General features: G+C 53.5%; 13 protein-coding genes. 7 read left to right on the top strand and 6 right to left on the bottom strand.

Translation table 11 applies throughout. The features are described 5' to 3' along the window. Positions 1 to 4: 4 nt before the first annotated feature. Genes O0S10_RS05910 through O0S10_RS05890 form a run of 5 tightly spaced genes read right to left on the bottom strand, consistent with a single transcriptional unit; the run spans position 5 to position 6,164 of the window. A complete protein-coding gene (locus O0S10_RS05910) occupies positions 5 to 739 on the bottom strand; it encodes an MBL fold metallo-hydrolase (RefSeq protein WP_268924971.1) in 735 nt (244 codons plus the stop codon). A 5-nt stretch (positions 740 to 744) separates the two neighbouring features. Then, a complete protein-coding gene (locus tag O0S10_RS05905; protein ID WP_268924970.1) occupies positions 745 to 2,028 on the bottom strand; it encodes an ATP-binding protein in 1,284 nt (427 codons plus the stop codon). Between the two features lie 55 nt (positions 2,029 to 2,083). Further along, positions 2,084 to 2,941 (bottom strand): tetratricopeptide repeat protein, encoded by an 858-nt coding sequence (locus tag O0S10_RS05900; protein WP_268924969.1) that lies wholly within the window; start codon positions 2,939 to 2,941, stop codon positions 2,084 to 2,086. Continuing rightward, positions 2,934 to 3,623, bottom strand: a complete 690-nt coding sequence (gene cofC / locus O0S10_RS05895) for a 2-phospho-L-lactate guanylyltransferase (protein WP_268924968.1) — start codon at positions 3,621 to 3,623, stop codon at positions 2,934 to 2,936. The genes O0S10_RS05900 and cofC overlap by 8 nt, the downstream gene beginning before the upstream one ends. A 48-nt stretch (positions 3,624 to 3,671) precedes the next feature. Then, positions 3,672 to 6,164, bottom strand: a complete 2,493-nt coding sequence (locus O0S10_RS05890; RefSeq protein WP_268924967.1) for a CDC48 family AAA ATPase — start codon at positions 6,162 to 6,164, stop codon at positions 3,672 to 3,674. Between the two features lie 120 nt (positions 6,165 to 6,284). Between O0S10_RS05890 and larC the strand changes: the two genes are divergently transcribed. Beyond that, a complete protein-coding gene (gene larC / locus O0S10_RS05885; protein WP_268924966.1) occupies positions 6,285 to 7,457 on the top strand; it encodes a nickel pincer cofactor biosynthesis protein LarC in 1,173 nt (390 codons plus the stop codon). Continuing rightward, positions 7,442 to 8,119 (top strand): DNA repair and recombination protein RadB, encoded by a 678-nt coding sequence (gene radB / locus O0S10_RS05880; protein WP_268924965.1) that lies wholly within the window; start codon positions 7,442 to 7,444, stop codon positions 8,117 to 8,119. The genes larC and radB overlap by 16 nt, the downstream gene beginning before the upstream one ends. A 3-nt stretch (positions 8,120 to 8,122) precedes the next feature. On the opposite strand, the gene O0S10_RS05875 is transcribed toward radB, so the two are convergent. Beyond that, positions 8,123 to 8,953 (bottom strand): HAD-IC family P-type ATPase, encoded by an 831-nt coding sequence (locus O0S10_RS05875; protein ID WP_268924964.1) that lies wholly within the window; start codon positions 8,951 to 8,953, stop codon positions 8,123 to 8,125. 127 nt (positions 8,954 to 9,080) lie between these two features. Here O0S10_RS05875 and O0S10_RS05870 point away from each other — a divergent pair, with 127 nt between their 5' ends. From O0S10_RS05870 to O0S10_RS05850, 5 genes are all read left to right on the top strand, one after another. Next, positions 9,081 to 10,052 (top strand): ribose 1,5-bisphosphate isomerase, encoded by a 972-nt coding sequence (locus O0S10_RS05870; protein WP_268924963.1) that lies wholly within the window; start codon positions 9,081 to 9,083, stop codon positions 10,050 to 10,052. A 16-nt stretch (positions 10,053 to 10,068) separates the two neighbouring features. Next, positions 10,069 to 11,289 carry a RuBisCO large subunit C-terminal-like domain-containing protein gene (locus O0S10_RS05865; protein ID WP_268924961.1) on the top strand — a complete coding sequence of 407 codons (1,221 nt, stop codon included), beginning with the start codon at positions 10,069 to 10,071 and terminating at the stop codon, positions 11,287 to 11,289. Between the two features lie 218 nt (positions 11,290 to 11,507). Beyond that, entirely contained in the window at positions 11,508 to 12,254 is a 747-nt protein-coding gene (locus O0S10_RS05860; RefSeq protein WP_268924960.1) for a DUF7518 family protein, read from the top strand. Positions 12,255 to 12,268: 14 nt separating this feature from the next. Continuing rightward, the gene (gene smc / locus O0S10_RS05855) at positions 12,269 to 15,712 is read left to right on the top strand and encodes a chromosome segregation protein SMC (protein WP_268924959.1); all 3,444 of its coding nucleotides are present in this window, start codon (positions 12,269 to 12,271) and stop codon (positions 15,710 to 15,712) included. Then, positions 15,705 to 16,463: a segregation/condensation protein A gene (locus O0S10_RS05850; protein WP_268924958.1), complete on the top strand. Its 759-nt coding sequence runs from the start codon at positions 15,705 to 15,707 to the stop codon at positions 16,461 to 16,463. Before smc ends, O0S10_RS05850 begins: the two co-directional genes overlap by 8 nt. The last annotated feature ends 216 nt before the right edge of the window (positions 16,464 to 16,679 follow it).

The following is a 16,679-nucleotide window of genomic DNA, read 5'->3' as shown; positions in this document are numbered from 1 at the left end:
AAAGTTATCTGTGGTTTTTGGAAATATTCCAAGTCTGCATATCCCGTGCCCCGTATCTGTAGCTCCATTGGATTTTGTGGCTCATGTGCACACACCAGAACTCTTTTGGCGCAAGCCGTTCTGCCAGCTGTTCGGCTTCACGGATGTTCATGTGTTTGGAGATGTGTACTTCCGGGGGGAAGATGCCGTCAAGCAGTAAAAGGTCTGCACCTTTCATTGTTTCGAGGGTTTGCACAGATAACTGATCGGTTGTGTCGCAGGAATAGACAAACACCGCCCCGTCCGCTTCAATCCGCACACCATAGGTGGGGGTATCGTGCATCACCGGAAAGAGGGTTACCGACATTCCGCAGATCTCCATTGGTTCATACGGGGTCATAACCACCTTACGGTGGCGCATAAATGAAAAGATGCCGCCGCAGTAGGTGAGAACTTCGGCTGCACCATAGACAGGGATAAGTTCACGCTGTACACGATAGAAATCGCCGAATCCCATGAAGTGGTCATAGTGGCCGTGTGTCCAGATAACTGCGTCGATATGCGGGGAACCTGCGGCAAGCAGCTGAGCGCGCATGTCCGGGCCGGTATCGATCAGCAGATGTTTGTCTTCGTGTTCAACGAGGATTGAGGTGCGGAGCCGTTGCTTTCCGGTCTGCCGCGCCTCGCGGCAGACATCACAATCACAGCCGATTTTCGGTGTTCCAACCACATCGCCGGTACCAAGTGCTGTTATCTTCATGATGGTTACAGGCAGCCGCTCCGGGCAATGTTCCGGCGGTTTACCAGATCCATTCCGGCGTTCACGTCCTCTTCGTTAATTTCTTTACGGCCTGCAAGAAGTGCCGAGACGATTGCCTCCGTCAGCATCATGCGGAGATCCGCTCCGGAAAATCCGTCTGTCCGCTCTGCAAGGGTTGCAAAGTCCATCGTACAGGGGATATCGGATGCGACGTGCCGGAGAATTGCTTCGCGCATGGTTGCGTCCGGCAGGGTGAAGGTAACGACTTCGTCAAACCGCCGCCAGGCTGCTTCATCCAGCATTCCTGCATGATTTGTTGCACCAATGAGAAGCACCTGATCTTTGATCAGATTGATGTGATCGATACTTTTGAGGAGTGTGTTCACCGCACGCTTCATAGTACCGTTGTCGTCGGAGATGCGGGTCTTTGCAATGTAGTCAAACTCGTCAATGAAGAGGATGCAGGGCGCAATCTTTTTGGCGAGATCGAAGACTCTGTCGATGTTCTTGGAGGTTTCTCCCAGATACTGTGAGGTCAGCATGGACAGCCTGACTTCCAGCACCGGCATATGTACGGAGCGTGACAGTGCGAGTGCAAAGGAGGTTTTGCCGGTTCCCGGGGGGCCGACGAGAAGAATTCTTCCCAATTCATAAATTCTGTGGCTGCGCAGGAATTCCTGATTCTCCAGGGAAATCTGAACCTTCCGGACGATTGCAAGCTGGTCAGGTGTGCAGACAAGGTCATCCAAGGAGAACTCGATCTCTTCGGGAGCGTATGCAACTATCAGATCGGCTGCTTCGCGGTAGGCATCGGATTTCGCGGTGAGTGCACCTATCTTTCCTGTAAGGGATGCAGCGGTGTCCTCAAACAGCGGGATTTCTTCCCGCGCTTTTTTGTAGGAGACGCATGTCTCTCCCGCAGTCTCCAGTGAGAGGGAAAGTGCAGGATTTTTCATAACCGCTTCCGCCCCTGCATGGCGCAGATACCATTTCATTGCAGGTGCAAAGGTGGTTACAGCGAACTGTCCGAGATCGTTTACCACGAGATAGGAGTTTTTACCGTCGGCAATGAGGCTGCGTGCGGCAAGATTCGGGAAGTAGGTTTTCAGTTGTCCTTCTTTGATGGCAACCGGCCGTGCAATGACACCGGGTACGTCCGGGCAGAAGAGGGGACGCAGCGCTACGGGGAGATCGTTTACACCGAGCACAGGGTTTCCATTTACCACCTCTGCTGTCAGAACGATCTCTGTGAGCTGCAGCAGTCCGAATTCAGTAGCAGTTGCGTCCATAGGTATTCCATATATATGGGTGAAAAAAAGGCATAAGGGTTTTGTGAGGGCGTGTCTATTTCCGCTCCGCCCGAAGGGCTGCCCACCGCATGCGGATGCGGAACGCATCGTCTGGCGCCGGATCTGCTTTGAGGGCGTCGCTGTAGGCCTCAAGTGCATCAGTGCTTCGCTTGAGCTGTTCAAAGACAACTCCTTTCAGGAACAGTATGAGGGCTTTGTTCTGATGGCCTGCGGTAACTGCCGCGTCATAATATCGGAGGGCATCATACAGGAGCCCCGCGCTTCTGAGATTATTTCCCCGTTCAAGAATCGCATCGGGTGTTCCCTGAGGCGGGCGAAAACCAACCCCTCCGGCATACATCTCCGCTGCATACGGCGGGGCAAGAACTCCGTCGATCTCCTTTGCGAGCTGGATCTTACAATGCCAGACCTGGGTGAGCATGGTGTCTTCATGCGTGTTGCACCACTCCTCCGCACGATAGAAACAGTCGCCTGCTGCTTCATACTCCTTCTTCTGGACCAGCGCCTGTCCTCTGATCACAAGAGACGCGGCGTCTGCACCCCGGACAGCATCGGCAGCGTCAACTGCTGCAAGAGCTTCGTTTGGTTTTTCTGCATACAGGAGTGCTTCGGCTTTCAGAACCGAGAGCATGGATACGAACGCCGCCATCCGCTCCTCTTCACCTGCCGCCGCATGTTCCCACTCGGGAATTCCTGCAAGCGCCGCATCAAAGCATTCGGCGGACTCGGTGTATTTTCCCTGTGCCTTGAGAATCGAAGCTTTCCCTATCCATGCCAGGGGGTTTGTATGATCAGCTGCAACTGCCGCGTCATACATGCGGAGCGCCTCGTCGAGTTTTCCGGTGAGCGCAAGCTCTTCGGCCTGCATGGTGAGGTCGGCGGTTTCAGGCAATTTTCTCACCGTTGCGCGTGACACTTACCCGGCCGTTCTCCATCGAAAGAGCAAAGCCGTGTTCATACAGCCATTCACGGGCATTGCCGTGCCCGTGAATCATCAGCTCCACGAGGTCCGAGGGTTCATCCACGTCGGTTGACATTCGCATGGAGTCGATGATCTCAACCGTGAGACCAAGTTCTTCTGCGATCTGAAGATGACGACGGTAGGAAAACCCGTAGTACTCCACATGGAAGGTTTCCGGATGTTTGACAAAGATGACGTTGGTACCGCCGCCGAGTCCCGGTACAATGGCCATGTCAGCTTTGGTGGAAAGTACCCGCTGAAGGCTGCCGGGCGTGGTCATCGGCAGATCGGACATGATAATAAGTGCCGGGCAGTGGAACTGGGGAAGTGCCCAGTTAATTGCTTCGTTTAGTCCCTCTTTGCGAATTGCAACCAGTGCTTCTCTGCAGGTGTATTTGGAGGTACAGAGGAGGGTTGCCGTGCAGCCGGTCTTGCGGACTGCAGAGATGACATCGCCGAGCATTACCTCTGCAAACTCTTCGCGTTCCTCCTGTGTCATAACAGAGGCAAGACGGGTCTTGGGATTGACCGGTTTGTAAGGAATCAGGGCGTGGAAGTACATTAGTACTTTTATTTCGGCATGCTTCCATTTTAATGTGGGGGTTGTTTCCAAGAGCCGGAAACCTCCCGGAAGAATCCGTGAAAAAAAGAGGGAATTATTTTATTGATATTCCACCAGACTCTGAACCTGTTTGGGCAGCCCGCCTTTGAACCGGAGACGGATTCCCTCATAATACTCACGGACACGATCGTTCATGGTCGGATGTATCCGGAGTTTTGCCGCGGTAAAGTCTGCGTCAGTGACTGCTGGACCATTCCGGCGAAGCGCCTCCATTGCCGCTTCGCGACAGAGGCTTTCAAGATCAGAACCGACAAACCCGTCTGTTGCTCCGGCGATCTTTTCGATGAACGCTGCCCGAACAGGATCCTCAAACGTTACGTTCTGTGCGGCAAACGCATCTGCGAGAATGCAGCGAAGCTGTGATACGGAGGGTCCATCTTCTTCAGTTTCGATCTTTTTGGCCGCGGTTTTGATCTGCCGGAGTGTCACGGTCTTTCCTGCGTATTTTTCCACAAGGGTACGCACCCCCTCCTCACTGCATCCTGCGAGTGCTTCTGCCGCCTCATCAAGGGAGGAGTTCTCAAGCGGCATATTCCGCATGTGTACCGCAAGGATTGCACGGCGGTCTGCTGCTGTCGGCTCAGGGATATAGACGAGGCGGTCGAATCGGCCGGAACGGAGAAGCGCTGGATCAATGATGTCCGGTCGGTTGGATGCGGCGAGAATCACCACATCGTTCAGCGGTTCAATGCCGTCCATTTCTGTCAGTATCTGATTTAAAACGTTTTCTACAACCTGATTTCCGTCACCGCCTGCGCTTCGGGCCGGCGTAAGGGAATCGATCTCATCAAAGAAGATGATTGCAGGCGCAACCTGCCGGGCTTTCCGGAATATTTCCCGGACAGCCCGTTCCGATTCCCCGACCCATTTGGAGAGCAGTTGCGGGCCTTTGACTGCGATGAAGTTCGCACCGCTTTCATTCGCCACTGCCTTTGCAATCAGGGTCTTTCCTGTTCCTGGCGGTCCGTAGAGCAGGATACCCTTCGGGGGGCGGATACCAAGCTGTGCAAACGACTCTTTGCGGGTGAAAGGATACTCAACCGCCTCTCGGACTTCGTTTAGTGCTGTCCCGCATCCGCCGACATCGGCCCACCGGGTTTCAACCGATTCAATGGAGATCTCCCGCATGGCAGAGGGCATAATCTCACGGGACGCCTCGGCAAAGTCCTTTGCCGTTACCTCAAGAGTCCTGAGCACACTGTCCGGGATGCGGTCGGTATCAAGATCGATCACGCTCATCTGACGGCGAAGCGCACGGATGGCAGCCTCACGGGCGAGGGATGCCAGATCCGCACCGACGAATCCCCGGGATAGAATGGCGAGTCGTGCAAGAAGTTTCTCCCGGTTGTGGTTGTACTCCGCCTCTGCTGCCTCGATTTTTTTCTCTGTTCCGCGAAGTTTCAGCTCTTTGACCTCTGCAGCACCTTCGAACGGCATGCCGCGTGTGTGAATCTGCAGAATTTCCTGCCTGTCGGCCTCGGAGGGCACCCCAATCTCTATCTCCCGGTCGAATCTGCCGGGCCGGCGGAGTGCGGGATCGATTGCGTCGGGCCGGTTCGTTGCGCCTACGACGACAACCTGTCCGCGATCGGCGATGCCGTCCATCATGGTCAGAAGCTGGGCAACTACACGACGCTCCACTTCACCCGAGACATCCTCGCGGCGCGGGGCAATCGAGTCAAGCTCATCTATGAAGATGATTGCCGGAGCGTTTGCCTCGGCTTCTTCAAAAACCTCGCGAAGCCGCTGTTCGGACTCTCCGTAGTACTTGGAGATGATCTCGGGACCTGCGATTGAGATGAAATGTGCACCGCTTTCGTTTGCCACTGCCTTTGCGATCAGGGTCTTTCCTGTTCCTGGCGGTCCGTAGAGCAGCACTCCCTTTGGCGGATCGATGCCCATTGTTTCAAACAATTCCGGGTGGCGGATTGGCAGTTCAATCATTTCGCGAACGCGGCGGAGTTCTCCTTTGAGACCGCCGATGTCCTCGTAGCTGATCTGTTTTGCCCCTTCAAATCCTTCCTGTTCTCCTTCTTCGGAGATCTCAATATCGGTGTTGCGGGAGATGATACACGCGCCTTCCGGTTCGATTGCTGCTATTTTGAACTCAAGATAGGTATTTGGGAGGCGGGTTATGATCGGCAGAATGTCTCCTGCCGTTACCGGGAAGTTGATCAGGGACTCGGTGATCTCTTCTGGTTCGGCATCAAAGTTCTGGGGCATGTGTACCGGTGGAATGAGGTAAACGCATTCAGCTTCAATCTGTTCCTCAACCGGCCGGACAACAACGCGGTCTCCCGGGTTGACGCCCGCGTTTATCCGCGTGAACTTGTCGATGCGTATTTTTCCCTGTTTCCAGTCGGCGGTCATGGCGCGCCAGACTTTGGCGATGGTTTTTGTTTTGCCCTCGATGATGATGAGCTGGCCGGGGACGATGCCGAGCTGCTGCATAGTGTCCGGGTCAAGCCGTGCTTTTCCTGATCCCTGATCTTCAGGATAGGCACTGTCGACTTTGAGTGATATTTCCGGCATGATTGAGTAGTACAATGCTCTGGAATTGATTAATAATATTCTGGAGGATGCAGGGTTTTTGTCCGTCTAATGGGGAGAAATTTATCCCGTGAACGCAAGAGTATTATTCAAGGTTATTCTATGCGTCTGTTGGTGATTGATCCCGGGTTTGGTGCTGCGGGCGATATGATGTGCGGCGCGCTTCTTGCCGCAGGTGCGGACCGCGACACGGTTCTCAGTGCAATGCGGTCGACAGCGCCGGAACTGTCGGTTTCGCAGGTGGTACGGTGCGGGATACCTGCGTGGTACGTCAGGACACATGCAGGACCTGCGCACCGGACGCTTGCCGAGGTGCTGGAGATTGTCCGCGCTGCAGACGCTCCAGAAGCTGCAATTGATCTGGCCGAACGGGTCTTTTCCCGGATTGCAGCTGCTGAGGAGAAGGTGCACAGGACACATCATGTGCATTTCCATGAGGTAGGCGCTGATGATGCGATTGCGGATGTGCTCGGCACATGTACGGCACTTGTGACACTTGGGGTGGACGCGGTGCATATTCTGCCGCTGTCGGTCGGGTTTGGGACAACGGTCTGTGCTCACGGAACAATGCCGGTTCCGGCTCCTGCAACCGCAGAGATTTTACGGAATTCGGATTTGCAGGTATCGGTAGGCGAGTTCGCCGGCGAGCTGTGCACGCCGACGGGGGCTGCACTTCTTGCGGAGTTTTCGGCATCGTTTGGAACGAGTGAGCATACCGGTAAGATTGTTTCGACCGGATGCGGGGCTGGGACCCGTGATCCGGCTGATCATCCGAATGTACTGCGGGCGATAGTGATTGATGCGGCAACTCGGTTTTTTGCCCCTGCGGTTGATGTACTGGAAACAAATGTAGATGATGTGTCAGGAGAACTGCTCTCAGATACGATATCTACCCTGATGGATGCGGGTGCCAGAGATGCGTGTCTGGTACCGGTTGTGATGAAGAAGGGACGGCCCGGCTATATTGTCCGGGTGATTGCAATGCCGGAGGACTCCGAACGGCTGGCACGTCTGCTCGCCCGGGAAACGGGCAGTCTTGGCGTCCGGTGCATGCCGATGGTTCATCGGTTTGTGGCTGACCGCCGCATCTCGTCCGAGACGGTGGTGGTAAACGGGAATACGTTCACGGTTGACGTGAAAGCGGCGTTTATGGATGGAAAACCCTATTTGCGCAAGGCAGAGTTTGATCAGGTGCGGGATGCGGCGAATGCGGCAGGGGTTTCTGTCCGGGATATGAAGCGGGTTGTTGAGGAGGAGGCATGGAAGAAGGAGTAGCCGGGAAAGTTTCCACGACAGTTCCGGGATTCGATCGACTGCTGGGCGGAGGGCTTGAGCCGCGGATGATTACGCAGTTTGTGGGTGAGGCTGGATCGGGAAAGAGTACTCTCTGCCTTGTTGCTGCGGTTGCGGTACTGCGGGCCGGTGGCGGGGTGGTGTATATTGATTCCGAAGGATTTTCAGTGGAGCGCTTTTCGCAGATTGCAGGAGAAAACACCGAAGATTTTGCAAAACGTATCTATATTGAAGAGCCGTTGACGTTTGCGGAACAGGGAAGCATGATTGCCGAATGCGAGGCACTTTTGCGTGCGGGAAAGGTGCAGCTGATCGTGGTTGATTCGGCGACTGCTCTGTATCGTCTGGAACAGATGGAAACCAGAGAAGCACTGTCCATGCTGTCTCATCAGATGATGGTACTGCTTGCGCTTGCAAAACGGTTTGATGTTCCGGCAGTGATTACGAATCAGGTGTTTATGGATGTGGACCGCCACCGGCTGAGCGGGCTTGGGGGAACAGCGCTTGCACATATCTCCAAGGCGATTATCCGGGTGGAAAAGCGGGAAGGGTTCCGGCGTGCGGTGGTGGCAAAGCACCGCTCCCGGCCGGAAGGGGATTATTGGGATTTTGTGATTACAGGCGACGGGGTGATGGATCGGTAACGCCTATCCTGTTTCTGAATTCAGTATCATTTCCCGGATAATCCGTGCAGCCTGACAAATATTTTCTATGACATAGTCCGCTGTCTCAAACAGAATTTCAGGCCGCGCTCCTTCCTGCTGCACGGTGAGGATGGCAACGTCTGCGGCCTTCATTGCGGAGAGGTCGTTGATGCCGTCACCGGTCATGACCACGACATCGTACTCGGTCTTCAGGTTTTGGACAATCTGCGCTTTGGTGACCGGCGTTGCAATGCCGTGCACACGGTTTCGCGGGATGCCGATCTGATCGGCGATTAGTGCAAGTTTTTCCGTTCTGTCTCCGGATGCGATGAACACGGCGACGCCCAAACCATGCAGCATGGTAATCATCTCCCGTACCCCTGGAAATGGATATCCGGCGGCTGTGATGGTGAACTCAATCTTTTTCGTCCGCAGATTGATGATTGCACCTGCATTGAGCGCGAAGTTGTCGCTTCTCTGAGAGACCTTCATCCAGCAGTCCCGAATTACTGCCTGCATGTCCGAGATTTTTGCGGTACTATCTTCGTACAAAATATCCCTGACAACATCGGATACGATTACCCGCCGTCCGCAGCTTATACCGAAACGAACCCCTGCCTCCGTCAGATATGTGGAAAGAAGACCCTCGGGATTTTTGTCCATGATGTCGCGGGAGTGCAGATTGAGGAGAACCAGTATCCTGTCCGGGTCCTGGAAGGTCAGCGTTGTTGTTTCGATGCTTGCATCTGCCATCCTGTGCTCTTCGACGTTCAGAACACTCCGATAGGTTCTGAGGAGTGTTCCTGCACTGTCAAAAACCGCTGCAACTGTCATACTCTACTGCTACATCCGCTGTGAATACTCATATATTCTTTCGTCGGAATGCCTGGGACGTTTCATACGTTACAACCCTGTTTCCGGTACCCGCACATATATAATGTAGCACCCCCATTTTTTACATATGACTCTTCTCCAGACAGCTGAGCAGATCCAAACCATGCAGATCCGCGGCGCTGGAAAAATCGCACGTGAAGCAGTATCTGCCCTTCGCGATCACGCCGAAACACTTCCGCATACCGGTGACGCTTCTCTGTTTATCCGAGAAATGGAACATGCGGCCGGCATTCTTCTCGCAACCCGCCCAACCGCGGTCTCCCTCCCGAACGCTATCCAGATGGTGATGCGTGACGTCCGTCTTGCCAGAACAGAGGATGCCGCACGCCGGATCCTTCGTGAAAAGGCGGACTCGTTTATCTGGTCGTCCCGTACTGCCATTGACCGTATTGCGGCCATGGGTGCAAATCACATCCCGGACGGCAGTGTTATCATGACCCATTGCAACTCCAAAGCAGCTCTTGGCTGCATCCTTGAGGCAAAACGTCAGGGAAAGGACATTGAGGTGTATGCAACCGAGGTCAGGCCATGGAACCAGGGAAGACTGACCATCAAAACCTTAAACGACAATGAGATTCCTACGACCTACATTGTTGACTCTGCGGTTCGCAGTATGATGAAAGAGGTTGACCTCGTCATTGTCGGTGCTGATGCAATCACCGTGAACGGTGCGGTTGTCAATAAAATCGGTACCTCACAAATTGCTCTCTGTGCTAATGAGGCGCGCAAGAATGTTATTGTTACTGCCGAGACGTATAAGTTCGCTCCGCGGACTATCCTCGGCGAACTGATCCGGATCGAAGAGCGGGCACAGAGTGAGGTGCTGCCCGATGAAATTGCAGCAACTCTCCCGTTCGTCCGCGTTAAAAATCCGGTCTTTGATGTGACTCCTGCCGAGTACATCGACATGATCATTACCGAAGCGGGAGCTCTCCCTCCGCATCTTGCCTATACGATTATGCGGGAATATCTCGGCTGGGGATTCGATGAGCTGCAGAACCAGTTCCTCGGGACACTTACCGGTTCTGAGTTCAGATAACAAGGAGTCAATATTCATGGATGATTTAATTGCAATTTACTATTTCCGGCCCAAGGATGGTGTCACTGCTGATTTTGCCGCGCAGGCAATCTCGGAGGAGCAGACCACCGGTACCTGGACTCATCTTTCTACCGTTAACGACCACACTGCCTACGTTCACGCCTATGATGGAGAGGTTATGGATATTGCTTCCATGGGCGACGGCGGATATATTACGAGAATCCGCTATCCCTACGAGATCTTTGAACCAGGTAATATCCCGCAGTATCTTTCCGTTATTGCCGGAAACCTGTTTGGTCTTGGCAAGCTTGAGGCTGTCAGGCTTTTGGATATTGATCTTCCCGATGCATTCCGGGCGGTTCACACCGGTCCGAAGTTCGGTGTTGAGGGCGTCAGAAAGATTGTGGGAACCGAGACGTCCCGCCGTCCGCATGTAGGTACTATTATTAAACCGAAGGTCGGTCTGAATCCGAAGGACACCGCGGCGGTTGCTTATGAGGCGGCTGTTGGCGGTGTGGATCTGATCAAGGACGATGAGACGCTGACCAACCAGCAGTTTTGTCCGCTGATGGACCGGCTTTGTGCGGTTATGGATGTACTTGATAAAGTCGAACAGGAAACCGGGCATAAGGTCCTCTACGCGTTAAACATCACCAATGGAGGAGATAAGATTGTTGAGATCGGCGAAAAAGCCGTGAAAGCCGGGGCAAACATGCTGATGGTTGATGTCCTGACCGCAGGATTTTCCGCGGTTCAGGCACTTGCTGCTGATCCTGCAATCACTGTTCCGATTCATGTTCATCGCACGATGCATGGTGCTCTTACCCGAAATCTGCATCACGGTATTGCTATGCGGCCGATTGCCAAACTTGTTCGTCTCTGCGGAGGAGATCAACTTCACACGGGCACAGTATCCGGAAAGATGGGCGGTAGCGCTGCGGAGATTCTCGGTGACAATACGATTCTCACCGAATCTTGGGGACCGATTGCCCCGGTATTCCCGGTTGCGTCCGGCGGTCTGCATCCGGGCAAGGTCCATGCAGAGCTTGCCACTCTCGGTACGGAGATCATTCTTCAGGCAGGTGGTGGTATTCACGGTCATCCGGACGGTACCCGTGCGGGAGCCATGGCTATGCGCCAGGCGGTTGATGCGTTCCTTTCCGGTGTCTCTGCTGAGGAGTATGCAAAAACCCATGCAGAGCTTGCCAAAGCCCTTGTCTCCTGGGGAACAACATAATTTCTTTTCACTCGTTTTTTTCACGGGATGTTAGCTGCAGGTGCAGACGTAGATCTGTTCTGTGGAACGCTGATACGGTTCGGCTGGTTATTTTCTGAAAAGTATTCCTGGAGAATTCAACGAAATCTTTTCGTGGTATCTCCATGTCGGGGCCGCAAATCTCTTATAGAATAGGCACAGAAAAACCTATTAATTAATTTACAAGGAAAAATGCGCTCATGGATACCAGAATGAAATTTTTAGAACACGAACTTGCTGAGCAGGAGCGTGAAATGAATATTAAGCATGAAGCAGGTGCAGATTCCGTAGCAACTCCTGCAAAATCCGAAAATACCGATGCTCTTGAGAGAAAGGTTCGCGAACTTGAGGCGATGGTGAAAGGTCTCACTGAGGAGATGCTTGATCTCAAGTCCGTGACCCGCAAGCTTGCGATGCAGTTTGAGGAGATGCGTGGTGGTCAGTCAAGAGTTCACGCAGAATCCAGATTTGGTCAGAAAAAACCTGAATCCGTTTCCGAAACTGGCCGCCCTGTGCAGGCGGTTCCCTCGCGCTCGGTACCGGTTCGTGCAGTTCCCGGCCGTCGTCCTGTGGCAGATGTTGAGGATGAACCTGTCCGCGCTCCGACTCCGCGTGCTGTTCCCCAACGCACGGCACATCCGGCAACTCCTGTGCGCGCAGGGACTTCACGCCATGCAATTTCATCTCCTGCACCAGAACCGGTCCCCGTACCTGAACCGGAGGTTCCTGTTGAGCAGCTGAAGGCCGGCGAGTTTGAGTACGTGATGCAGCCTGACGGTACGATTCAGAAGCGCAAGAAGACGACGGATCACAGTGTTATCATTGCCGGAACCGGATATAACCCCGGTCACACTTCCCGATCCATGGCGATCCGCGCCGATTCCGATGCGGTTATTGAAGCTGCTGAAGACGACACTGTAATGGACGACTCCAAGAAACGCCGCTAACCCCGGGAGAACCCGTGCATATTGTTCAGGTTGATATCGATAATTTCAAGTCTTTTTCCCGAAAGACAAAAATCCCTTTTTATGAGGGATTTACGGTAATTTCCGGTCCAAATGGTTCGGGGAAAAGCAATATTATCGATTCCATACTCTTTGTCTTGTCCCTTTCAAGCGCACGCTCTCTCCGTGCAGAAAAACTGACGGATCTTATCAATAACATCTCTGGTAAACACACTGCAGAAGTCACCCTGACATTTTCTGATGAGACAAAAATACGTCGGAGAATCAAGCGGACGGCGAGCGGCTACTACAGCTATTATTATCTGAATGAACGCCTCTGTACCCAGACGGATGTGCTTGCTTATCTTTCCAAATACGGTATCAAACCTCATGGATATAATGTGGTGATGCAGGGTGATGTGACCCGCATTATGGAGATGAGCGATCTTGACCGCCGGAAGATGATCGATGAGATTGCCGGTGTTGCTGAGTTCGACTCGAAGAAGGAACAGGCACTGACCGAACTTGAACAGGTGCGGGCGAGAATTGAGCGCGAGGAATTGCTCCTGGCAGACCTTGCGGTTCGGATTGAGGAACTGAAGGATGCTCGTGAGGGGGCGGTCAAATATCAGAAACTGCAGGGAGAGCTTGATTATTTCCGTGCAGCCCGACAGGTTGCCCAGCTGCGGGAGTTTGAACGCGAACTCTCCACGATTGCTCTTGCAAAGGCTGATCAGGAGACCGAACTTTCCCGCATCAATGATTCGATTGCCCTTGAGACACATGAGCGCGAGTGCAGGGCAGAGGAGGTCAAGGATATTGACCGGCAGATTTCGGAGAAGAGCGGACCAGAGTACATCAAGCTCTTGGCGGATCTTGAGGCGGAGCGCGGCAATATCCGCGTGGCCGAGCAGACAATCGGCCGTCTGAAGAAGGAGAAGGAAGGCAATCTGAGTTCGATGAATGATATCTTCATTGATATGAAGAAGTTTGAGAACTCTATTGCGGATAAAAACAAGGATTTCCGTCAGCTTCAGATTGATCGGGCGAATCTTGCGATGGAGTATGAGTCGCAGAAAAAGGTGCTTGATCAGGTTCAGGAGCTGATGGACAAGAAGAGCAAGGACTCTGAAGGTGCTCAGACGGAACTCATTGCTCTTATGGGGCAGATTGAAGGGAAGAAAGCGGAGCGGTCATCTATTCTTTCCGAGCGGGACGGTATTATTGAGCGCAGCCGTATCCGTGCGCAGGAATCCGAACGGATGAAGCGTCAGCAGAGTCAGTTGGTGGAGGAACGCGCCGAGAAACAGGCGGAGATTGATACTCTGGAAAAGGAACTTTCCGAGAAGGAGAAGGAGAAGTTGGTGTTCGATAAACAGATCGGTGAGGCTGATCGATCGATGATGTCGTGCCGCCGGTCTCTTGAACCGATCCGTGAAGAGATCGGCCGACTGACCCAGAGAATGATGCGGCTTGAGGCACAGCAGCAGGTGTCTGCCGAGTCGAATCGTGCGATCTCTGCGGTTCTTGAGATGGACGGGGTGTTCGGTACGGTTGCGCGTCTCGGGAAGGTGCCATCGGAGTATACGACGGCACTGAATATTGCGGCTGGTGGCCGTTTGCAGAATGTGGTTGTTGATACGGATCAGACTGCGTCGGATGCTATCCGATATCTGAAGGAGGAGCGGCTTGGACGGGTAACGTTTTTGCCGCTGAATAAAATTAAGCCTGCGGCGCCGTTACCGCCGGTTGCGGGGAACGGTGTGATCGATTACGCGCTGAATCTGGTGGAGTTTGATGAGGAGTATCGTAATGCGTTTAGTCTGGTGTTTGGTCAGACGGTAGTGGTTGAAACGCTGGAGGCGGGCAGGCGGCTGATGGGACGGTTCCGGATGGTGACGCTGGACGGCGAACTGCTGGAGAAAGCTGGTGCGATGACGGGCGGTTCTATCCGGAAAGATATTCGCGGGTTTGGTGCGGCGGTTGATAAGGAGTCGGCACAGATTACGGCGAAGCTTTCGGAATTGAAGAGTGAGGAGAGCGATCTGGTTGCGGCCGAGTCACGGAACAAGGCGGTTGCGGATAGCCTGCGCGCTGAGAAGAGCGGGGTTGATGCTGTGATTACGAAACTTGAGCTGACGATTGCGGAGTGTAACCGGCGTCTTGATGCGATTGCTGATGAGGAGATGTCGATTACTGAGTCACTGTCCGGCATGGAGCATGATGCACAGGAGGTTTCGGCAAAGGTTGCGGAGCTTGAAGTTCGACAGGACGAACTGACGGATATTATTTCGGGGATGAACTCGCGGATTGCGGAGATCCGGAGTGTTCTGGATGAGTCGGAGTTCACGCTTCTGACGGAAAAACTGCAGAAGGCCCGCCGTGATGCTGATGATATTAAGCGCCGTCTTGATACGAAGGAAGCGGATCTCGCAGATGTGAATCGCGAGCGTCAGTATTTCAAGAAGCGTCTGGAGGAACGGACTGCTGATAAGGATGCTCTTGCGGCGAAAAATGCGAGACTGGATGAGGAGATTGCGGTGTGTAACCAGCAGATTGCTGATGCGACTGCGGCGATTGCCGCTCTTGAGGAGCGGCAGAAGTCGTTTACGGGTGAGCTTGAGATTCTGCGTAATGAACGCGCAGCGATGCAGGCGCGAGTGGATGAGTCGCAGGCACGGCTGTTGTCTCTGTCGTCGGAAATTGAGCGATGCCGTGTGCAGATTGCGGCTTTGGATGAGAAGGCGTCTGCGGTTGCGGCGGAAATTGAGGAAATTCGCGGCAGTGTGACGAACGAGGTTGAGTGTACTCTGTCGGTGGATGAGATTGAGGAGGGTATTGCGACGACGGAGCGCGCAATCCGGAAACTCGGTGCGGTGAATATGTTGGCGATTGAGCAGTACGATGAGGCGGTTGCGAAGTCTGAGGAGCGGACGGCTCGCAAGGATGTGCTTTCCCGCGAGCGCGAGGCGCTGCTTGAGCGGATCGAGAGTTTTGCGCAGATGAAGTTTGATGCGTTTATGGAGGCGTACACCGCGATTAACACGAATTTCCAGGATATTTTTGCACGGCTGACGATGGGGTCAGGTCATCTTGTGCTGGATAATTCGGAGGATCCGTTCCTTGGTGGTATGACGTTTGAGGTGCGGCCGCGCGATAAGGAGGTGCATCGACTGAATATGATGTCGGGCGGTGAAAAGTCTCTGACGACATTGTCGTTTATTTTTGCGATTCAACGGTATATGCCGGCTCCATTCTATGCGTTTGATGAGGTTGATATGTCGCTGGACGGGGCGAATGTGGAGCGTATTTCGCAGATGGTGCGGGAGTTGTGTTCTTCGAGTCAGTTTGTGATTGTGTCGCTTCGTAAGCCGATGATTGAGGCTGCGGATAGAATTATGGGGGTGACTATCCGGCCGGATAAGAGTACTCTTGTCACGGGCGTGAAGACGAATGTCTGAGGAACCGGTTGAGATTCTGGTGCAGATGGCGGAGCGCGGAGAGATTGATCCGTGGAATATTGATATTGTTGAGGTGACAGACCGGTTCCTTGCGGAGCTAGAGCGGCGCCGTGAACTGGATCTTCGTGTTTCGGGGAGAACGCTGTTTTATTCGTCGGTGCTTCTGCGAATGAAGTCGGAGTATCTGGATGTGCCGCAGGAGGATGGAGATGAGGGGGAGTTTTCGGATGAGGATCCGTTTGCAGGGGATGCGGATCCGTTTGCGGAGGATGTGGTTACTGCTCGTGCCCTTGGTCCGATTGAGATGCTGGAACGCGAGATTGATCGCCGGATTAAGCGCAAGGATGCGCGCAAGAGACCGGTTACGCTGTATGAGCTGATTACACAGCTGAAGCTGGCGGAGAAGGCGGAACGCCGCCGTCAGCGGCGGCGGAGGTTTGTGAGCGCTGAGGATGAGGTGTTTCCGGAGCCGGATGCAGAGGATGTGGTGGGTATTGCGCATGATGAGGCGTACGATGCGATGGCGCAGCAGATTTATGCAATTGTGTGCGAGCATCCTGATGCGCGGGATCCGGGTGTTTCGCTGTATGAACTTGTTTCTGCTTTGCACTGGCCGCTGTATCAGGTGTATATTCCGTGCTTGTTTCTGATGCTGGATGGTCTTGTTGATCTGGAGCAGGATGAGTTCTTTGGTGATCTATGGGTGGTGATTTCCGATGGTTGTTCAACGAAGAGTGAGGAAACAGCATAATTTTCTGAAGATTGTTGCGGTTGCACTGATTGTTTTGTGCATTGTTGGTCTTGCGATTGTTGCATTGGGTAGTCTTGTGACGCAGTTTTTCTGAGTTGGATTTTGAATGCGGTGGATATAAATAGCTCCTTGTCCTATGTTGTTATCTCACAGCCCGATGGTCTGTATGTGAGACACAGCTGAGTTTTTTCAGTTGTGTGTGTATCAGAGTTGGTT

It is taken from the genome of Methanocorpusculum petauri (assembly GCF_026891975.1).
Taxonomy (GTDB): domain Archaea; phylum Halobacteriota; class Methanomicrobia; order Methanomicrobiales; family Methanocorpusculaceae; genus Methanocorpusculum; species Methanocorpusculum petauri.
Note: the sequence above shows the minus strand (reverse complement) of the source record. Positions and strands in the feature narration are given on the sequence as shown.